Source organism: Nocardiopsis exhalans (assembly GCF_024134545.1).
Classification (GTDB): domain Bacteria; phylum Actinomycetota; class Actinomycetes; order Streptosporangiales; family Streptosporangiaceae; genus Nocardiopsis; species Nocardiopsis exhalans.
In genome coordinates this window covers 3,477,145-3,494,900 of sequence record NZ_CP099837.1, presented here as the reverse complement: position 1 = coordinate 3,494,900, position 17,756 = coordinate 3,477,145, and the positions used below count along the sequence as shown (strand labels likewise).

17 protein-coding genes are annotated in these 17,756 nt (G+C 70.5%); 6 read left to right on the top strand and 11 right to left on the bottom strand.

Going from position 1 to position 17,756, the window contains the following annotated elements; genetic code table 11:
- Positions 1-56 precede the first annotated feature (56 nt).
- The 4 genes from NE857_RS15350 to NE857_RS15335 all read right to left on the bottom strand — a co-directional run bounded on the left by NE857_RS15350 (position 57) and on the right by NE857_RS15335 (position 4,557).
- Positions 57-479, bottom strand: coding sequence for a ChaB family protein (locus NE857_RS15350; RefSeq protein WP_254421610.1), 423 nt, complete (start codon positions 477-479; stop codon positions 57-59).
- Positions 480-552: 73 nt separating this feature from the next.
- Entirely contained in the window at positions 553-1,737 is a 1,185-nt protein-coding gene (locus tag NE857_RS15345) for an alcohol dehydrogenase catalytic domain-containing protein (RefSeq protein WP_254421609.1), read from the bottom strand.
- 149 nt (positions 1,738-1,886) lie between these two features.
- A complete protein-coding gene (locus tag NE857_RS15340) occupies positions 1,887-2,306 on the bottom strand; it encodes a CBS domain-containing protein (RefSeq protein WP_254421608.1) in 420 nt (139 codons plus the stop codon).
- Between the two features lie 160 nt (positions 2,307-2,466).
- A complete protein-coding gene (locus NE857_RS15335; protein WP_254421607.1) occupies positions 2,467-4,557 on the bottom strand; it encodes a catalase in 2,091 nt (696 codons plus the stop codon).
- Positions 4,558-5,105: 548 nt separating this feature from the next.
- On the opposite strand from NE857_RS15335, the gene thpD reads away from it, so the two are divergent.
- Both thpD and NE857_RS15325 read left to right on the top strand, forming a co-directional pair.
- Complete coding sequence (thpD, locus tag NE857_RS15330; RefSeq protein ID WP_254421606.1) at positions 5,106-6,014, top strand: ectoine hydroxylase; 909 nt, start codon at positions 5,106-5,108, stop codon at positions 6,012-6,014.
- 138 nt (positions 6,015-6,152) lie between these two features.
- On the top strand, positions 6,153-7,391 hold the full coding sequence (locus tag NE857_RS15325) for an MFS transporter (protein ID WP_254421605.1): 1,239 nt from the start codon (positions 6,153-6,155) through the stop codon (positions 7,389-7,391).
- 150 nt (positions 7,392-7,541) lie between these two features.
- On the opposite strand, the gene NE857_RS15320 is transcribed toward NE857_RS15325, so the two are convergent.
- Positions 7,542-8,768: a PA0049 C-terminal domain-containing protein gene (locus tag NE857_RS15320; RefSeq protein ID WP_254421995.1), complete on the bottom strand. Its 1,227-nt coding sequence runs from the start codon at positions 8,766-8,768 to the stop codon at positions 7,542-7,544.
- A 257-nt stretch (positions 8,769-9,025) separates the two neighbouring features.
- Entirely contained in the window at positions 9,026-9,706 is a 681-nt protein-coding gene (locus tag NE857_RS15315) for an alpha/beta fold hydrolase (protein WP_254421604.1), read from the bottom strand.
- Here NE857_RS15315 and NE857_RS15310 point away from each other — a divergent pair.
- Together NE857_RS15310 and NE857_RS15305 are read left to right on the top strand one after the other, a co-directional pair.
- Positions 9,705-10,355, top strand: a complete 651-nt coding sequence (locus tag NE857_RS15310) for a TetR/AcrR family transcriptional regulator (RefSeq protein ID WP_254421603.1) — start codon at positions 9,705-9,707, stop codon at positions 10,353-10,355. The genes NE857_RS15315 and NE857_RS15310 overlap by 2 nt on opposite strands.
- 136 nt (positions 10,356-10,491) lie before the next feature.
- The gene (locus tag NE857_RS15305; protein ID WP_254421602.1) at positions 10,492-10,752 is read left to right on the top strand and encodes a PLD nuclease N-terminal domain-containing protein; all 261 of its coding nucleotides are present in this window, start codon (positions 10,492-10,494) and stop codon (positions 10,750-10,752) included.
- Between the two features lie 41 nt (positions 10,753-10,793).
- Here the strand turns inward: NE857_RS15305 and NE857_RS15300 are convergent, their stop codons facing one another.
- The 3 genes from NE857_RS15300 to NE857_RS15290 form a co-directional block, all read right to left on the bottom strand.
- Complete coding sequence (locus NE857_RS15300) at positions 10,794-12,131, bottom strand: cytochrome P450 (protein WP_254421601.1); 1,338 nt, start codon at positions 12,129-12,131, stop codon at positions 10,794-10,796.
- Positions 12,132-12,158: 27 nt separating this feature from the next.
- On the bottom strand, positions 12,159-12,506 hold the full coding sequence (locus tag NE857_RS15295; RefSeq protein WP_425572123.1) for a hypothetical protein: 348 nt from the start codon (positions 12,504-12,506) through the stop codon (positions 12,159-12,161).
- Positions 12,507-13,368: 862 nt separating this feature from the next.
- On the bottom strand, positions 13,369-13,905 hold the full coding sequence (locus NE857_RS15290; RefSeq protein ID WP_254421600.1) for a glycosyl-4,4'-diaponeurosporenoate acyltransferase CrtO family protein: 537 nt from the start codon (positions 13,903-13,905) through the stop codon (positions 13,369-13,371).
- Positions 13,906-14,232: 327 nt separating this feature from the next.
- Here NE857_RS15290 and NE857_RS34530 point away from each other — a divergent pair, with 327 nt between their 5' ends.
- Positions 14,233-14,373 carry a sigma factor-like helix-turn-helix DNA-binding protein gene (locus NE857_RS34530; RefSeq protein ID WP_363319949.1) on the top strand — a complete coding sequence of 47 codons (141 nt, stop codon included), beginning with the start codon at positions 14,233-14,235 and terminating at the stop codon, positions 14,371-14,373.
- A gap of 301 nt (positions 14,374-14,674) precedes the next feature.
- Positions 14,675-15,097 carry a hypothetical protein gene (locus NE857_RS15285; protein ID WP_254421994.1) on the top strand — a complete coding sequence of 141 codons (423 nt, stop codon included), beginning with the start codon at positions 14,675-14,677 and terminating at the stop codon, positions 15,095-15,097.
- A 76-nt stretch (positions 15,098-15,173) separates the two neighbouring features.
- Here the strand turns inward: NE857_RS15285 and NE857_RS15280 are convergent, their stop codons facing one another.
- Positions 15,174-15,707, bottom strand: coding sequence for a DUF1360 domain-containing protein (locus tag NE857_RS15280; protein ID WP_254421599.1), 534 nt, complete (start codon positions 15,705-15,707; stop codon positions 15,174-15,176).
- Positions 15,700-17,604 carry a glycoside hydrolase family 15 protein gene (locus tag NE857_RS15275; protein WP_254421598.1) on the bottom strand — a complete coding sequence of 635 codons (1,905 nt, stop codon included), beginning with the start codon at positions 17,602-17,604 and terminating at the stop codon, positions 15,700-15,702. The genes NE857_RS15280 and NE857_RS15275 overlap by 8 nt, the downstream gene beginning before the upstream one ends.
- Positions 17,605-17,756 lie beyond the last annotated feature (152 nt).

Genomic DNA, 17,756 nt, shown 5'->3' with positions numbered 1-17,756 from the left:
CCACTGGGCGGCACGGCGCCGCGGCGTCCGTTCGGCGCTGGCCGGTGCCGTGCGGTTCAGCGGGAGCCACCGCTCCCGGAGGTGCGGCGGTTGCTCTCCTTGCGTAGCGCCGCCACCAGTTCGTCCTTGGTCATCCGGGAGCGGCCGGGGATGTCGAGCTGCCTGGCCCGCTTGTAGAGGTGGTCCTTGGTGGCGTTGGCGTCGACCCCGCCCGCGGTGGGCCGGTCCGGCCCGGGGCGTTTCCCGGCCCGCGGGTTCTCGGCCTGCTCGTCCGAGGGTCCCTTCCCGTCGCCCTCCTTGGCCTCCCAGCGGTCGCCCACCTTCTCGAACCCGCGCTTGAGGGCGGCGAAGGCGACCCGGTGGGCTCGCTCCCCCTCCCCGTACTCCTTGACAGCGTTGTCATGCGCCTTGATCCAGGTGCGCTGCGCCTTCTTCGGCGACCTGCGCAGGGTGTCCGGCAGTTCCTCCACTCCCGGCATCGTCCTCAACTCCTGTCTCTGCTGTGCCGTTGCTGGGTCGCTTGGCGGTTCCCTACCGCTGGCCCCGGCTCGTTCAGGGCCGGAAGAGGACCTTGAAGGTCCCGTCCGACTTGTCCTGGAAGTTCTGGTAGGCCTGCGGGGCCTCGTCCAGGGACACGTGGTGGGTGGCGAAGCCGTCCACGCCCAGCACGTCGTCATCGTCGAGCAGCGGGAGGATCTCGGGCGCCCAGTGGCGGACGTTGGCCTGTCCCATCCGCAGTTGGATCTGCTTGTCGAAGAGCGTGAGCATGGGCAGCGGGTCGGCCATGCCGCCGTAGACGCCGATCAGCGAGATCGTCCCGCCCCGGCGTACGAGGTCGATCGCGGTCCGGAACGCGCTCAAGCGGTCCACTCCGGCGGTCTCCATCACCTTGGCAGCCGCGCCCTTGGGCATGAACGAGGCCATCCGCTGCGCGAACCTCGCGGAGCCGTGGCCCTCGGCCTCCATGCCCACGGCGTCGATCACCGCGTCCGGGCCGCGCCCGTCGGTGCGGTCCCGGATCTGCTCGGTCAGGTCGTCGGTGCCCTCGGCGGAGTCGAAGACCTCGACCCCGCGTGAGGCGGCGCGGGCGCGCCGCTCGGCCACCGGGTCGACAGCGAAGACCCGGCCCGCACCCAGGTGCTGGGCGACCCGGCAGCACATCTCACCGATGGGTCCCAGCCCCAGGACCGCCACGGATCCGCCCCGCGGGACATCGGCGTACCGCACGGCCTGCCAGGCGGTGGGCAGCACGTCCGAGAGGAAGACGAAGCGGTCGTCCGGCCCCTGGCCGGAGACCGGGATGGCGTTGTCGTCGGCGCGCGGCACCCGCAGGTACTCGGCCTGGGCTCCGGGGACCGACCCGTACAGGGAGCTGTAGCCGTAGATGCTCGCCCCCGTTCCCTGGCCCTCGGCCCGGGTGTTCTCGCACTGGGTCTGCAGGCCGCTCCCGCACATGGCGCAGTGCCCGCAGGAGATCTGGAAGGGGATGACCACCCGCTCCCCCGGTGCCAGCGAGGCGACCTCCGCTCCCACCTCCTCGACCACGCCCAGCGGTTCGTGCCCGAGGACGTCGCCCGGGCTCATGAACGGTCCGAGGACCTCGTACAGGTGCAGGTCGGAGCCGCACAGGCCGGAGCTGGTGACCCTGATGACGGCGTCGTCGGGCCGTTCGACGCGCGGGTCGGGTACGTTCTCGGTCCTGACGTCGCGTGTGCCGTTCCACACCACTGCTCTCACGGTTCTCCTCCGATCCGCTCGCGGCTGCCGGTCCGTGCTGCGCTGTGTGCCGGGAAGGGGACAGGCGCCCCGCCCGGGCCCCCTTCTGCCGGGCGGGGCGCGCTGTCCCCTGGTTGGTCTGGTCAAGTGGGCGCAGAGCTCAGCAGCCCTCAGCGGTTGGGCTCGGCCGCACTCACGTCGGCCAGCGCGGACCTTTCGTCGATCGCCTGGGCCAGGTCGCCCATGGTCACGACCCCTACCACCTCGTCGCCCTCGACGACCGGAAGGCGGCGCACGGTCGCCGTCCGCATGGCGTGTACGGCGTCCTTGACGCTGCTCTGACGGGGAACCGTCACGAGTTCGGTGCTGCAGACGTCCCGCACCGTGGCGTTGTCCGGGTCCCCTCCTCCGGCCAGACACCGCACGACGATGTCGCGGTCGGTGAGGATGCCCCGGAGCTGGCCGGAGTCGCTGACCACGACGTCGCCGACGTCGGCGTCACGCATGATCTGGGCGGCCTCCCGAATGGTCGTGTCCGGGGTGACGGCGTGCACGTTCGAGTTCATCACTTCGGCGATGCTGTCCACCATGGCTGTCTCCCTTCACGTTGACTGCCTCGCACTCGGTCACCTAGCCGACCGTCCATCTCGTAAACATCATCTGTCTCCCTGGTCCCGCCGGACCCCGTGGCCGCACAGCGCTCCGTCCAATCGGGCCGGGGCCGCACGAGTGCGGCCCCCCACAGCGGCCTCAGGCCGAGACCGCCTCGGTCGACCGGGTCCAGTCACGGTGCGCTCCGATCAGGCGGGCGAACTCCCGGACCAGGCCCTCGTCCGCTGCCGGGGCCCGGACCACGCCGTGGGCGGTCTCCGTGTCCATGGACGGCTGGCCCAGGGACTCGGGCAGCCCCGGACCGGCGAGCAGAGCGGCCCCCGCGCCGACTGCGGCGATGGCCTTGGCGTGTTTGTAGGCTTCCAGCACGAAGTGCCGGGCCTGGCCGTCCCGGGCCAGCGAGGCCGCGGCGTCACCACCTCCGGGAACGGCCACGGCGTCGTAGAGGACCGAGGAGACGGTCGTGTAGGAACGGTCCACCGGCACGACGCCGCCCTCCCTGGTCCGCACCGAGCCGTCCAGCGGGGCGAGCGCCTCCACCACGGCGCCCTCGGCCACCAGGGACTCCCGAAGGGCCTCGACGTCCGCGCCGTCCACACCGTGGTCGACCAGCACCGCGACCTGGCGTCCGGTGAGGTCCCCGAACGCGGTGTTGGCCTGGCTGAGCGCGGGTGAGGTGTCGGTGTGGCGGGCGCCCCCGGGGTCCTCGGGCGGCTCCACACCCAGACCCTCGGCGACCTCGACGGCCAGGCCGTGGTCGACGTGGGCCAGGTTGGCCACCGCCCGCTGGCGCACCGCGAGTTCCTCGCACTTGCCCAGCTCGAAGCGGAAGGCGGCCACCAGGTGCTCGCGCTCCCAGTCGGCGAGGCTGTTCAGGAACAGCCGGGCCTGGGAGTAGTGGTCCTTGAAGCTCTCCGCCCGCTTGCGGATCTTGGCTCCCTCGACTTTCTCCGTGTAGTGCCGGTACACCCCTTCGTCGGCCAGGGCAGGGCAGCCACCACCCAGGGAGTTCGGGAAGTAGGAGGTCTGACCGCGGTGCACCCGGTGCTGGGCGAACCCGTCGCGCTGGTTGTTGCTCACCTCGCTGACGGGGCGGTTGACCGGGATCTGCTGGAAGTTGGATCCGCCCAGGCGCAGGAGTTGGGTGTCCAGGTAGGAGAAGTTGCGGGCCTGGAGCAGCGGGTCGTTGGTGAAGTCGATCCCCGGGACCACGTTCGCGGTGTGGAAGGCCACCTGTTCGGTCTCGGCGAAGAAGTTGTCCGGGTTGCGGTCCAACACGAGCCTCCCGACGGGGCGCACCGGGACCTGCTCCTCGGGGATGATCTTGGTGGCGTCCAGCAGGTCGAAGTCGAAGTCGTGCTCGTTCTCCTCCGGAACGAGCTGCACTCCCAGCTCCCACTCGGGGTACTGGCCGCGTTCGATGGACTCCCACAGGTCACGCCGGTTGAAGTCGGGGTCCTTGCCCTGGATGCGCTGGGCCTCATCCCACACCAGCGAATGCGTGCCCAGGAGCGGCTTCCAGTGGAACTTGACGAAGGTCCCCCGCCCCTGGGTGTTGACGAAACGGAAGGTGTGCACGCCGAAGCCCTGCATGGTGCGGTAGCTGCGCGGGATGGCCCGGTCCGACATCAGCCACATGATCATGTGGGTGGTCTCCGGTTGCAGACCGACGAAGTCCCACAGCGTGTCGTGTGCCGACTGGGCCTGCGGGATCTCGTTGTGCGGCTCCGGTTTGACCGCGTGCACGAAGTCCGGGAACTTGATGCCGTCCTGGATGAAGAAGACGGGCATGTTATTGCCGACCAGGTCGTAGTTGCCCTGCTCGGTGTAGAACTTGACCGCGAAGCCGCGCACGTCGCGGACCGTGTCCGCCGAGCCCCGGGACCCTGCCACGGTGGAGAAGCGGACGAAGACCGGAGTGGTGACGTCGGGCCCGCTGAGGAAGTGGGCCGCGGTCAGGTCGGAGAGGTCCTCGTAGGGGGTGAAGTGGCCGTAGGCCCCCGCGCCCCTGGCGTGCACGACCCGTTCGGGGATGCGCTCGTGGTCGAAGTGGGTGATCTTCTCCCGCGCGTGGAAGTCCTCCAGGAGCGTGGGCCCGCGTTCGCCCACGCTCAGGGAGTTGTCGGTGTCCTCCACCCTGACTCCGGTGTCGGTGGTCAGCGGGCCTCGGGAGTCGGTGCGGTCCTGTTCCAGGAGCCGCTCCTTGGCGTCCTGCTCTCTGTCGGTCATGGTCGGATCCCTCTCCACGGGTTCGGGGCGCGTTCGAGCACGGACTGTCCTGCTTCGCCCTGACCGACCCCGCGGTCCCGTAAACACCCCTGGCCAGAACTTGACCCCGAGTTCGTCTGCTCGGGGCACGGCCCTCTGCTCGGGACGCGGCCGGAGGCCACGTTCACGTGCGAGGCAGGCGTTCGTCCCGGTTCGGCGTGTCATCTGGACGGCCCGATCCGTCCTGCCGCACGGTGTCGGCGCTGGGCGGCGCGGCGCTGCTCGCGGGTTCGGCGCTGCTCCGGCTGGGGTCTCCCAGGCCGGGGTGCAGTCGGCCGCCGACCCCGAGTACACGGTGGCCCCCAGCGACAGCTTGAATCCGCCCAGCGGATGGCCGAACGTGAGCGGGCCCCGGGGCCCGGAAGCCGAAGAGGGAAACCGCCACCGGAACCTGACGACCAGCGATGATTACCGGGTGTCCCCGAAGGGCAGTGTCGCACCCAGGGGCCGATCAGCAGAATCCGCCCACAGAAGGGAAGATGACGGACGACGTGAGAGGAGGGGCTGCCATGACACTCGTCGAAGCCCCCATCCAGGATCGCTATCCCACACGCGTGGACCCCGGTACCGGCCGGGAGTGGATCGCACGCGAGGAGCCCGCTGTCCACCCGGGTGGCCCCCAGGGGCCCGCCTCCGCCGAGGAGCTGGCCGCGCACGAGCGCGACGGGTTCCACATCCAGCGCGACCTGCTGGCCGACCAGGAGGTGGCGGCCTGCCGGGACGACCTCCAGGCCATGGTCCGGGACCCGTCGGTGCTCGCCGACGAGCGTACGGTCACCGAACCGGGCACGGACGAGGTCCGCTCGGTGTTCGACGCCCACCTGCTGAGCGAACGGATCGCCCGCCTGATCCGGCAGCCGCGTGTGCTGGACCGGGCTCGGCAGATCCTGGGATCGGACGTGTACGTGCACCAGAGCCGGGTCAACTTCATGCCGTGCTTCCGGGGTAGCGGCTTCTACTGGCACTCGGACTTCGAGACCTGGCACGCCGAGGACGGCATGGCCGGGATGCGCGCGGTGAGCCTGTCCATCGGGCTGACCGAGAACCTGCCCTTCAACGGGGGTCTGATGCTCATGCCGGGCGCGCACCGGACGTTCGTGCCGTGCCTGGGCCGCACGCCGGACGGTAACTACCGGTCGTCCCTGCGGGCGCAGAAGATCGGCGTGCCCCAGGAGGAGGACATCGCCGAGCTGGCCCGGCGGCACGGCATCGAGCAGTTCACCGGGCCGAGCGGGTCGGCGCTGTGGTTCGACTGCAACAGCATGCACGGGTCCGGCAACAACATCACGCCCCATCCGCGCTCCAACATCTTCGTGGTGTTCAACAGCGTGGAAAACCCTCTGGTCGAGCCCTTCTCCGCCGGGGAGCGCCGACCCCGGTTCGTCGCCGCGCGCGACTTCACGCCCCTGCGTGCCTGATCGGGCACGGACCTGGAAGGGGAGAACGAGAGAACACCGCGGGGCCGCCGTTCCCGGCGGCCCCGCGCGCTGTGGATGTAGGGTCCCTTTGGCTTCAGCTCCCCCCAACGGAACCGATCGATCGGATCCCGCCCTGACATGCGCACCTATCTGGCCTTCCTCTTCGCGAACCGGCGTTGGCTGATCAGCGGGTTCGCGCTCTTTCTCTTCTCCTCGTTCGGGCAGACCTTCTTCGTCTCCCTCTTCTCCGCCGACATCCGGGGGGAGTTCGGGCTGAGCCACGGGCAGTTCGGGGCCCTGTTCACGGCCGCGACGCTGGCCGCCGCGCTGGTCATGACCCAGGTGGGCCGGGTGGTGGACCTGTACGGCGCCCACCGGGTCGTTCCCGCGCTCATGCTGATGCTGGCGCTGGGTGCGGCGCTGATGGCGGTGACGTTCCATGTGTGGGTGCTCTTCCTCGCGCTGTTCGTCCTGCGGCTGTTCGGGCAGGGCATGATGAGCCACACCTCCTTCACTCTGACCGGGCGGTGGTTCGTCCGGGAGCGCGGTCGCGCCACCTCGGTGGCCGCACTCGGGCTGAACACCGGGGAGGCCCTGCTGCCGCTCGCGGTGGTGGCGGTCCTGGCCCTGGCCGGGTGGCGGGAGGCGTGGTGGCTGGTGGTCGTCCTGCTCCTGGTCCTGGCCTGGCCGATGTCGGCTCTGATGCGCCGGGGGCGCGACCCGGCGGATGCCGCCGACGCGCGGTCGGAGGGCGCCAACCGCGCTTGGACGCGACGCGAGGCGCTGCGCGACCCCTACTTCTACCTGCTGCTCACCGCCATGGCCGCGCCCGCCCTCGTCGGCAACACCGTGTTCTTCCACCAGGCGCACCTGACGGAGCTGCGCGGTTGGGCTCCCGCACTGTTCGCCTCCGCCTTCTCGCTGTACGCGGTCACGACCGTGGTGTTCAACATCGTCGGCGGTTTCCTGGTGGACCGTTTCACCGCGCTCCGGCTCGTCCCGCTCTTCCTGACCCCGCTCGGCCTGGGCCTGCTGGTTCTGGGAACGGTCGAGGGCCCGTGGAGCATCGCCGTGTTCATGTTCCTGTACGGGGTCACGAACGGGCTGTCACTCGGGTTGTTCGGCGCGGTCTGGCCCGAGGTGTACGGGGTCCGGTACCTGGGGTCGATCCGGTCGGTCATCGTGGCGGTGCTGGTCGTGGCCTCCGCGGCGGGTCCCGGTGCTGCGGGGTTGCTGATCGACGCGGGGGCGGGATATCCGGCCCAGGTCACCGTGCTGGGTGTCTACTGTCTGGTGGTTTCGGTCGCCGCGGTCTGGTTCGTGTCCCGGGTCCGGGCCCGGCTGCGCGATCCGCGAGCTCCCGTGAGAGAGGTGTAGGGGCACGGCCTGGCTTGGTGGCGGCTTCAGGGGTGGTGGTTCCGGTTTCGGTGATGACTGCTGCCGGAAAGCGACCTCCCGCCTTGCTCAACCACCACCCGGGCCCTCGGGCGCCCTATCCTCCGGAGTCAGGTCGGATTCAGCCCGGGGTCAGGCGCGTACCGCCGCCGCGATGATGTCCTCGATCTGGCCGATGAGGGTCGCGCGGTTCTCCTCGAACTGCGGGTCGGTGACGGCGTCACCGGGGCCGAGCGCCAGGAACGGGGTGTGCACGTGGCCCGCGGGGATGTCGCGGCCGGTGGCGTCGCGCAGCAGGGTGTTGCGGTAGGCGATCTCGTTGGACAGGTAGTCGCCCCCGCTTCCGGCCCGTGCCGTGGAACCGGGGGTGGGGCCGTCCGGGCTCAGCACGGCTTCGCTCTCCCCCTCGGGGATCTCCACCACCATGGTGTTGTCGAACACGGGGAACGGTGCCCCGTGGGTCCGCGCCACGATGGCGGGGCGATCCAGTGAGGAGTCCGACCACTGCGGCTGCGGGGTGGGGGTGGGCACGCCGTCCGGCACGGGGATGGTCTCCAGCGCCTCGGCCGTCTCGTTGTCGGGGAAACCGCCGCGCCAGGCGCCGTTGTGGGCTTCGAGGTCGAACCAGTCGGCACCGCCCTGACTGAGGGTGATGACGGCGTCGACCGGTCGGTCACCGATGTAGTGCGGCAGGAGGGCGTGTTCGACCATGCCGTCGGTGAAGTCCCGCCAGCGCACGGGGAAGAGCACGGCCTCGACCACCGCGACGCCCTCACCGGTCTCGAGGATGGCTCCGTCCAGGGCCAGGGCGGCCGCGCCGGAGGGGTTGGCCTGGCGGATGTCGTCGTCGAGACCGAACGGGTCGAACCCGGTCACGATGACTCGGGAGACCTCAGAGGCTCTCCCGGGCTCTGCCGACGTTTCGGAGACCTCGGGGAAGTCCGTGTCGTGGTGCCCTCGGGAGCGGCGCTCCAGGTCGGCCACCAGCGCGGCCCGGTCTCCGGCGTCCAGTTCGAAACCCGGTTCCCAGCGGTTGAGGGCCGAGGTCATCGTGAGCCGCGCCCAGTAGAGCGACCGGTCGTCCCCGGCGCTCAGGTCGCCCTCGGCGTAGCCGGTCTCCTGGACCCGGTCCACCGCCGTGCGCCAGAGCGCGTCACCGTGGCGCTCGACGACCGTCCCCGCCGCTTCGAGGTCGGGCGCCGCGCACAGCTCCCGGATGAGGCTCTCTGTTTCCGGGATCAGCCCGGAGCGGTCCAGGATCTCCTGGGGGACGGCCTCGGTGACCCGTGCCTCCTCGATCGTGGCACCGTCCTCACCCAGGCATGCGGGATCCGGTGCGGCTTGCGCCGAAGCCCCCATGGTGAGGACAGGGGCCAGGATCAGGGCTGACACCGCCGCTCGGGGACCGGCCCCTCGTATGAACACACCGGCTCCGCTGGCTGCTTCGGGTTTGCGCAACGGGATGACCCGCCCTTCGTGGTCGTTCGAGTTCTCCGTGTGACACCGAAACTACGGAACGGAACGGGTCGGGTCATCAACCGCGGGGACCAAGTCGCCGACCTACCAACGTCGGTGTCTTCGGTGTCCGTGCCCGACGAAAGTGCGGGGGCGCGAGCTCACCGGTCGTGCTCGGTCCAGTAAGCCTCCAGTTCCGGGCCGAGCTCCTCTGCCGCCTGCATGGGCAGGGAGTGACTGGTCCCGGGCCAGACGGTGACGGGACCCTTGTCCAGGTCACGGGCGCGCTGTGCGGCCTCCTCTCCGCCGGCCAGAGACCGGTCATCGGCGATGTCGACCCGCACCGGCACCGAGATCGAGCCCCATTCCTCGTCGGAGAGGGTTCGCGGGGTCGGGGTGGGGGCCGCGTAGTGCTGGGAGCCCTCGTCGATCATCACCGACATCGGCGTGCGCTCGCGGACCTCCTCGACCGTGACACCGCCGATCTCGGCCAGGGCGCGGTCCTTCCAGGACTGCGGCGCGGGCAGGAGCAGCAGTGACGACCAGAGGTAGACGGAGGCGGGCAGCCCGCGCAGGACCATCACCGGTTCGAGGAGGGTCAGGGAGGCGACCCGGCCGGGGTGATGGAGCGTGTGGGTGGCCGCGACGGCCGCACCGAAGGAGTGCCCCACGAGGTGGGCGCGTTCCAGTTCCCGCCCTGACAGCACCTGTTCAACCCAGGCGGCCTGGTCGTCGAAGGAGGTGAAGGGGACCGACTGGATCGACATCCCGGCGTCACCGATGGCGTCCATGGCGTAGAGGGTGCGGTCACCGATCCAGTGGGGAAGGTTCTCGCCCCACATGGGTGCCCCCGAACGGATCCCGGGCAGCAGCACGACCGGCGGCCTCTCCCCCGGCGGTGTTTCCTCCTCCGCGCGCAACGTGGCCGCGGCCGCCGACTCCTCCGTGGGCCGGGTCCAGTACTGGTTCCCGAGCAAGGACGAACTCCTGCGGGCCAGCTTGGAAGAGATGCTTTCGGAGGCCGCCCGAATCCACTCCGAGGCCACCGAGGACGTCGACGACCGCGAGGCGCTGTGGCAGCTGGTCGGGCACCCCATCCCCCTGGCGGAGTCCTCCCGCGCCGGTGTGTCGGTGTTCCACCAGTACGTGGCCGCGGTCTTCAACCACCCGGCGCTGGCCCGCATGCTGGCCGAGGCCAAGGAGGGCGAGGAGAGCGCGACCTCCCTCCTGCTCGGCAGGGTCAACCCCGGGCTGGGGGACCCCCGGGCCGCCGCCCGGTCGCTGATGGCCACCGCCGACGGCCTGTCCATGCGCGTCCTGGTCGGCGGCCTGTCCGCGGCCGAGGCCGAACAGGCCCTGCGGACCGAGCTGGACCGGTTCACCACCCCTGAGAAGGAGTCGACGACAGGCACCGCACGCGGCGACCATCGACGAAAGTCGGTGGTCGGGTCCACCAAAGCACCGTCCGGGGACGGGCAGGGGCCGCCTTAGGCGTCACCCCGGTGCCTCCCGCGGGTGGATGCCCAGGCAGGAGCGGCGGCCCTAGCGTGGAACGCATAGTCAGGGGTCCGGTTCCGCACCACCAAGGCCGCGGGTCCGCCCCCGAGAATCCACAAGGGGAACTGTCATGTCGCTGCCGTCGTTCATCGAATCGATGCCCGTGGAGACCTGGGTCGCGGCCGTCCTCGTGATCGGGGCGCTCCTGGTGGCCCTGGCCGCGTTCGCGCTCATCGTCGCCGCGGTGTTCAGCATCCTGCTCTCCGGGCTGGACGTACCGATGAAGCTCGTCTGGATCGTCCTCGTCTTCCTCGCCCCACTGATCGGAGCCCTCCTGTGGTTCCTCATCGGCCGCAACCGGGTCCCCGCCCCGCAGTACGGCTACCGCTGACACCCGCACCGCTCCAGCGGCCCCAGGGCAAACAACCCGTTCTAGTAGGAGAAACGCAGGTCGAAGTGGTTGAGGGACGAGGGGAGCCCGTGGGATCGCAGCGGCGGTCCACCGTCCACCCGGTTCAGGGGACCGCCCCTGAGCAGCGTCCGTAGCAGGAAGGAGACCGTCAGGGGAACCAGGTCACGCCCCGGGCACCCCGCGGGTCCGTGGCTGAAGGGCACGATTGCGGGTTCGCCCTCGGCTCGACCGTCCGTCCAGACACCGGGTTCGAAGGTGTCGGCGTAGGGCAGTTGTGCGGGGTCGCGGTGGAAGTAGGAGCTCATCACCAGGAACGCCGTACCGGGTTCGATGGTCCGCTCGCGCCAAACGGTCTCCCGTGTGCTCTCCCGGATCACCACCAGGGTGGTCGGCCACAGTCGGACCGACTCACGCAGGGTCGCGCGCAGCAGGGGCAGGTCGGCCCCGTCCTCGGTCAGGGCCTCCGTACGGGCGGCCTCCGCGGCCGGGCCGGAGGAGGTCAGCAGGGCCAGCGCCCGGAAGGCGGCGATGGCGGCGGCGTCGAAGGCGAACAGCCAGTGGGCCACCTGGTCCTCCGGGCGTTCCCCGGACCCCGGTCGGCCCAGACGCGCGGCCAGGCTCCCGGCTTCGGCGCGGTCGATGTTCGCGCGGACACGGTCGAGGAACTCCGTCCTTCTCCTCTGATCCGCTGGGAGCAGGTACGACCAGTTGGCACGGGCCCGCAGGGCGCGCAGGAGCTCGGTGGTTCGGCGGTCCCGCACCGCGAAGCTCCCGAAGACCACCCTGCGTGCCAGCGCGTCGAAGGTCTCGGAGAACCGTGACCAGTCCAGTACACCGTCCCGCGACCCCGCGTCGCGCAGGGCCAGGACCAGGGCTCGCGCCTCCGTGTACGCATGCTCGGCGACGGTGTCGGCCTCGGGGTGGATCAGCTCTCCCAGAGCGAGGGCCTCCTCGTTGGCCCGGCGTCGGCGGGGACGGGCCCGGTGGTCGGAGACCAGGGCGCCATGGGGCTGGAAGTGGGAGAGCGCTCCCCGTTTCTCGGCTCCGCCAGGAGAGAACGGGTCCGGGGTGCCCTCCAGGATCCTGCGGACGTCCTCCGGTGCCAGTACCAGCGCTATCCGTCGACCTGTGTGGCGCAGCGGAAGCGGGTCGTCACCATGACGTTCCCGAAGCGACCGCAGGACCGAGACCATCCGGCGGTCGCTCTCGGTCGCCGTGGCCAGGGCCTCCCCCGCGGGGCGGCGCACGATGGCGCCGCGCACCACGGTGGGGAGCAGGACCGATGTCAGGACTTCCGCCGTCTCCGCGAGGCTCGATGGTTGACACGTGGTCACGGGGGACACGCTCCGTCCGTTCATGGGAAAAGCTCCTCTCGTCCGACTCGGTCACACGGCCAGCCCGGGTCCACGGCTCTCTTGCGTGCCCGAGGGCCCTGGTCCGCGATGGCCTGTCCACTCGTCGTCTTCGTCCTTCGGCCGCCGTGGTCTGCTCTGCCCCGTGGTCCTGTCACGGGCCCGGGCGTGCGGTGCCTCCCGGTCGCCCGCGGCGTCGGGGTTGGCGGCGGTCTCGATCAGGACCACATGGGTGAAGGCCTGGGGGAAGTCGCCCAGCTGGGTGCCCTCCTGCGCTGTTTCCTCTGTGTGGATCCCCAACTCCCCCGTGTTCGCGCACAGGTGGTCGAGCCTGCGCCCGGCCTCGCCGCTCCGGCCGGCGAGGACCAGAGCGGACACCATGTCGAAGGAGCAGAGCAGGAACGCGCCCTCAGGTGTGCCGATCCCGTCGTCGGTGGCCTCCTCGTAGGAGAGCGCCGCGTCCAGGATGTGCCGTAGACGTCCAACTGGTACTGCGGGTAAGCGGCGTTCAGGTGAGCGTGCCGTCCGGTGTGGTGGGCGCGGCGGTGTGACAGCCCGACAGGAAGCCGTGGTCTCCGATAGCTGTTTCCTTCTGGCCCGTCGGTCCCCGGTCGTCCCGGCGCGGTCCTGTCCCACCCCTGCGCGGCCCTTCTCCGCCCTACCCGTCCGCCTGCCCCGGGAAGGCCCCGGCGAAACAGAGGATGGGCGCACTCGGCCTTCGCCTCCGTCCTCGCTCCTGCGGAGGACATCGAAGCCGAAGAGTTCCGCCAGGTCACCGGCGTCTGCTACCACGGCTACACGAACGGCCCCCGTACCGCTCTGATGCTGAGGGGCGCTCGCGTCCGGGGCGTGATCGTACAGATCGAATCGGCTCTGGACCTATCGGGGTTTCCTCTCCCAGGCGGCGTACCGCGGAGCCAAGCACGCGGCGCGCGCGTCCCCGATCCCAGGCCGAACCCCGACCCACCCGACCACGGGGCACCACACCACGAGCCTTTCGGGGTCATCGGCGAACACGGCGGCGTCGACCTCGCCTCCCACCGAGGCACTCCGCGGGCCGGCACGATGTTCAGGTTCGATCCGAGCCATGCCCGGCCCCGCCCCCTGTGGCGAGGCCTCAACGCTCCGGGCGATCCGGTGCGCCTTCTCACGGACTCTCGTCTGCTTCCCGTCCCTCGTGATGAGCGAATCCAACCGTCAACCCTGCGACACAGATTCCGGGGTGGCCCTGGTTGGAGTGGCTTCAACAGCTGTTCAGGGCCTGGATCCGCCTGCGCAGTGACCTCTGGAGCATGACCGGATACACGTGCAGCACGACGCCCAGACCCACCAGCCACAGGGCTCCGCCCCAGGCCCCCGCCCACAGAGCGGCGACGGCAACGATCACGGCCACGCCCAGGCACATCAGGTGTCCGGTCTCGGAGCTCCGTGTGAGCCGGTCAAGCCCCACCAGGCCCGCCCGGGTGCCGTCGAAGGCCCGGTCACGCCTGACCACCCTGTTCCAACCAGTGCTTTCCAACAGCCAGCCGAAGAGGCCCACACCCAAAGCCCGGTAGCATCCCGGTTCCCAGGACCTGACACGGAACCAGGGGTGCTCCAGCGGACCGGGCCGGGCGTCAAGGACGACGGAAACCCAGGCCATCAGCACGAAATGGGTGACCCAGGCGAAGGCGAAACCCCCCGGCCCGATCAGGAGCCACACCGCAACGATCACCGCCGACGCGACAGCCGTGACCGCCAGGCCACCGATGACCGGTCGCGCACGGGAAGCGGAATCCAAGAAGTCTGCTCCCTCCCACCGATCACTCCAACACCGAATTGACAAGCAGACCCTGCCGGCGGACCGGACGCCAACGAGTTCGCACGCCTGGGCCGGGAAGTCTCCGGACCCGCCCCACCACCCCACCACCAACACGCCGAGGAACAACCATGTTCAGAGGCACCGGGCCCAAAAACGCAGGAGAACCGGGCAGAAGCATACTCAAGGGACCGGAGGAAGCCGCACACGGCCGACTTCCTCAAAAACTGACGCATCTGACGGTGCTGTCCTGGTCGTGCCCAGCGAGTCCGGGCGTTCTGTCCTTCGGGTCCTCCCGCCACGGGGAGGCTGATCCTCGAACACCGTTTCCTCGACAAGTGGAAGCAGGAGCGGATCGCCCAGGAGATGGGCTGCTCCTGGATGCACGTCTCCCGGCTGCTCACCGCCTCGTTGGAGAGGCTCCGGGAGGAACTGGCCGAGGAGAAGTGACCGAGGAGAAGTGACCGGGTCGCTCCGATGGGGAGGGCCCGTCTTCGATCTCATGGCCGCCCGGCTACCCGGTGTGGGGCACGGCAGGCCCCGAACCATGGGCGTGCACGGGCTTGGGCCCGGTTCGCGGTGCGCGGCCGGGGAGTGCCAGCGACCGGTTGAATGTGTACGAGCCCGGCGACTCGGTTAGGGGATGTACACGGAAAACCATGAGCGACGGAGCCAGACGATGACGAACGAAACGAAGTCCCCACCGCGTCGGCCCCTACTCAGGGGAGCGACCAGAGGCGCGGTGGCGGCGATGGCCATGAGCGGGGCACGCCAGGCGGCGGTGGGGCTGGGGATGATCGAACGCACGCCCCCGGAGGCCATCCTCCGTGAGGGCGTTCCCGCCGTGCTCCGCAGGGTTCCGGCACACCGGCGGACCGCCTTCATCGAGTTCGCGCACTGGGGCTACGGGGCGGCCGCGGGTGCGGCCTTCGGGCTGCTGCCCGGGCGTCTGCGGGTCTCCAGGCTCACCGGCCCGGTCTACGGCGTGCTCGCATGGGGGCTGTTCGAACTGGGTCTGGCCCCGGCGCTCGGCCTGGCCCACGCGCGCAGGGACCGCCCCCAAGAGCGGGCGGCCCTGCTGGCCGACCACGTGTTCTTCGGCCTCATCGTGGGTGCCCCGCCCGAAGCCACCATCGTCGAGCCCAAGGGGAGCCAGGACCACGAGAAGGGCTGACCGCGTAGGGGCGCTGGGGGCTCTCCCGGGCGCCCTCCCGAGCCACTGGTCACCTTCTCAGATCCTCGGATTCCTTTTAATCCTGGGCCTGTTGGAGACGCGTATAGGCGAGTTGCAGCCAGTCGGAGACGGCCACGGCGCTGAACACCGCGCCCGCGCTGCGGGTGAGCGTGGGTGCGAAGACCAGACCGAAGGCGTACCCCGTGGCGACCCACTGGGCCATGCAGAAGGGGCAGGTGATCAGTTCACCGATCGCCTTGCGACCGTCCACGTCACGTACCTCCTCGTCGAGTTCGGCCGGTCCGGACGTCCCCTGGAAACGGGTGAAGAACGCTCTCAGCGGGCTGGTGACCGCGTCCTTGGCCAGCAGCCGCGACAGCTTGTGCGTGGTGAGTCCCATCAGCGCCAGGTCCCAGGGACCCACGGTGGCGGCCGCCTCCCGGGTTCCGTTTCGACGCGCCAGGAGCGTACCCGCCGCGACCAGGCCCGCGTAGGAGGCGGCCGTCACCGCGTACCCGACGAGCGGTTGGTCACTGCCCGCGCGGTAGGCCCGCGCCTCACGCCGGGCGGCCCTGTGCATGCTCGCCGCCCCGCTGGTGTCGTCAGCCATCGTCTCGGTCCCTTCCTGTCCTCTCCGTGTTCTGGCCACCGCGGCGCACACCTGCTCCGGCCTGCCCGGCACCCCGGTCACGGGCCCAGGCGTGCAACGCCTCCCGGTCCCCGGCGCCGTCCAGGTTGACCGCGGCCTCGATCAGGGCCAGATGGGTGAAGGCCTGGGGGAAGTTGCCCAGCTGGGTGCCGTCCGGTGCCATCTCCTCGGCCAGCAGGCCCAGCTCCCCGGAGCTCCCGCACAGGCGCTCGAAGCGGCGGGCCGCCTCCTCGCTCCGACCGGCGAGCACCAGCGCGGACACCAGGTCGAAGGAGCACAGCAGGAAGGCCCCCTCGGGTGTGCCGAGCCCGTCGTCGGTCTCCTTGGGGTCGTACCTGTGCACGAGCCAGCCGTCCTGGCCGAGTTCGGTGTCGACCCGCTCCAGGGTGCGCAGCACCCGGGGGTCGTCGCCCGGCAGGAACCCCAGCAGCGGTACCTGCAGCAGTGACCCGTCCACGTTGGTGGCGCCGAACGACTGGACGAAGGACCCGCTGGCGGGATCGTAGCCGTGACGGAGGATGTGGTCGCGGACGAGCCGGGCCTCCTCGCGCCAGGCCCGCAGCGGAACCGCCTGCTCGCGTCCGGTCGTCTCGGCGAGCTGGACCGCCCGGTCCAGGCACACCCAGGCGTAGAGCTTGGAGTTGGTCCAGTGGCGGGGATCCGACCTGACCTCCCACAGCCCCTCGTCGGGCTGATGCCACAGCTCCCGCGCCGACTCCACCACGGAGTCCAGCTGGGAGAGTTCCTCCGGTCCGAGGTCACCGGTGGCCTGCTCGTAGCAGAGCGCCGCGTCCAGGATGTGCCCGTACACGTCGAGCTGATGCTGTGCGTAGGCGGCGTTGCCGATCCGCACCGGCCTCGCGCCGCCGTGCCCGGCCAGGTGGTCGAGGGTTTCCTCCTCCGGCGGCGGTTTCTCGTCCACCGCCTGCACGGGCGGGACCCAGGTGATCGGCCGACCGCACATGCGCAGCAGGAAGCGCAGATAGCTCCCCGCCTCCTCCGCGTGGCCCAGGCGCAGGAAGGCGAGCACCACCAGAGCCGCGTCGCGGTGCCACACGTACCTGTAGTCCCAGTTCCTGGGCCCCTGCGGCCATTCCGGCAGGGAGGCGGTGGGTGCGGCGATCAGGGCGCCGCTCTCCTCGTGGAGCAGTCCGCGCAGGACGGTGGCGCTGCGCCGCACGTGATCGGCTCCCACACCCCGGTAGTCGGTTCTGGACGACCAGGCCTGCCAGGCTTCGAGGGTCTGTCCGAGTAGCGCTTCCCCCTCTTCAAGGCCGATCCGGCGCTCTCCGCGAAGGTAGTCCAGGGCGAAGACCGCGGACTCCCCTTCGGAAAGCTCGACGTGGAACTCGGGGTCTCCCGTCTCCGCCAGACGCGGGGAGGGCGCCCCCGACAGCAGCGGCCCCGACGCCTCCTTGAGGCCTCCGTCCACGTGGTTCCACGAGCGTTGTTCTCGGCCGAAGTCGGGGCGGGCGCGCAACCGGGAGCGCACGGAGGCGTTGCCCGAGCGGCACTCGACGAGCCTGAGGAGCACACCCTCGCGCCAAAGGCCCTCGCCGTGCTCGGGTCGCCCGATCGCGAGCAGGTCGCGGACGAGCACCTCCACGCCCCGGCCCTGCCACAGGGTCTCCAGGACGAGACTGTCTTCCGCGTAGGAGCGTGCCCTCGGGCGGGCGTCCCGGACCTGCATGGTCCACTCGCCGCCCCGCTCGGGGTCCAGGATTCCGGCGAGGAAGGCCGGGCCGTCGAACCTCGGGACGCACAGCCAGGTGACCGTGCCCTCCGGCGTGGTGAGCGCCGCGGTGTGGCAGTCGGAGAGGAAGGCGTGGTCCCCGATCATTGTTTCGCTCTGCCCCATGGATCCCTCCGGTCGCACTGCTGTGGGCCGTCCTCCTCGACTGCCCCGCCGGGCCTGGCCCGAAACCGCGGATCACGAGCGGCCTCTCGGACACCCGGGCCCGTACATAAGAAATCGCGCACCGGGTAGCGGCGAGGAAGAGACCCGGGCAC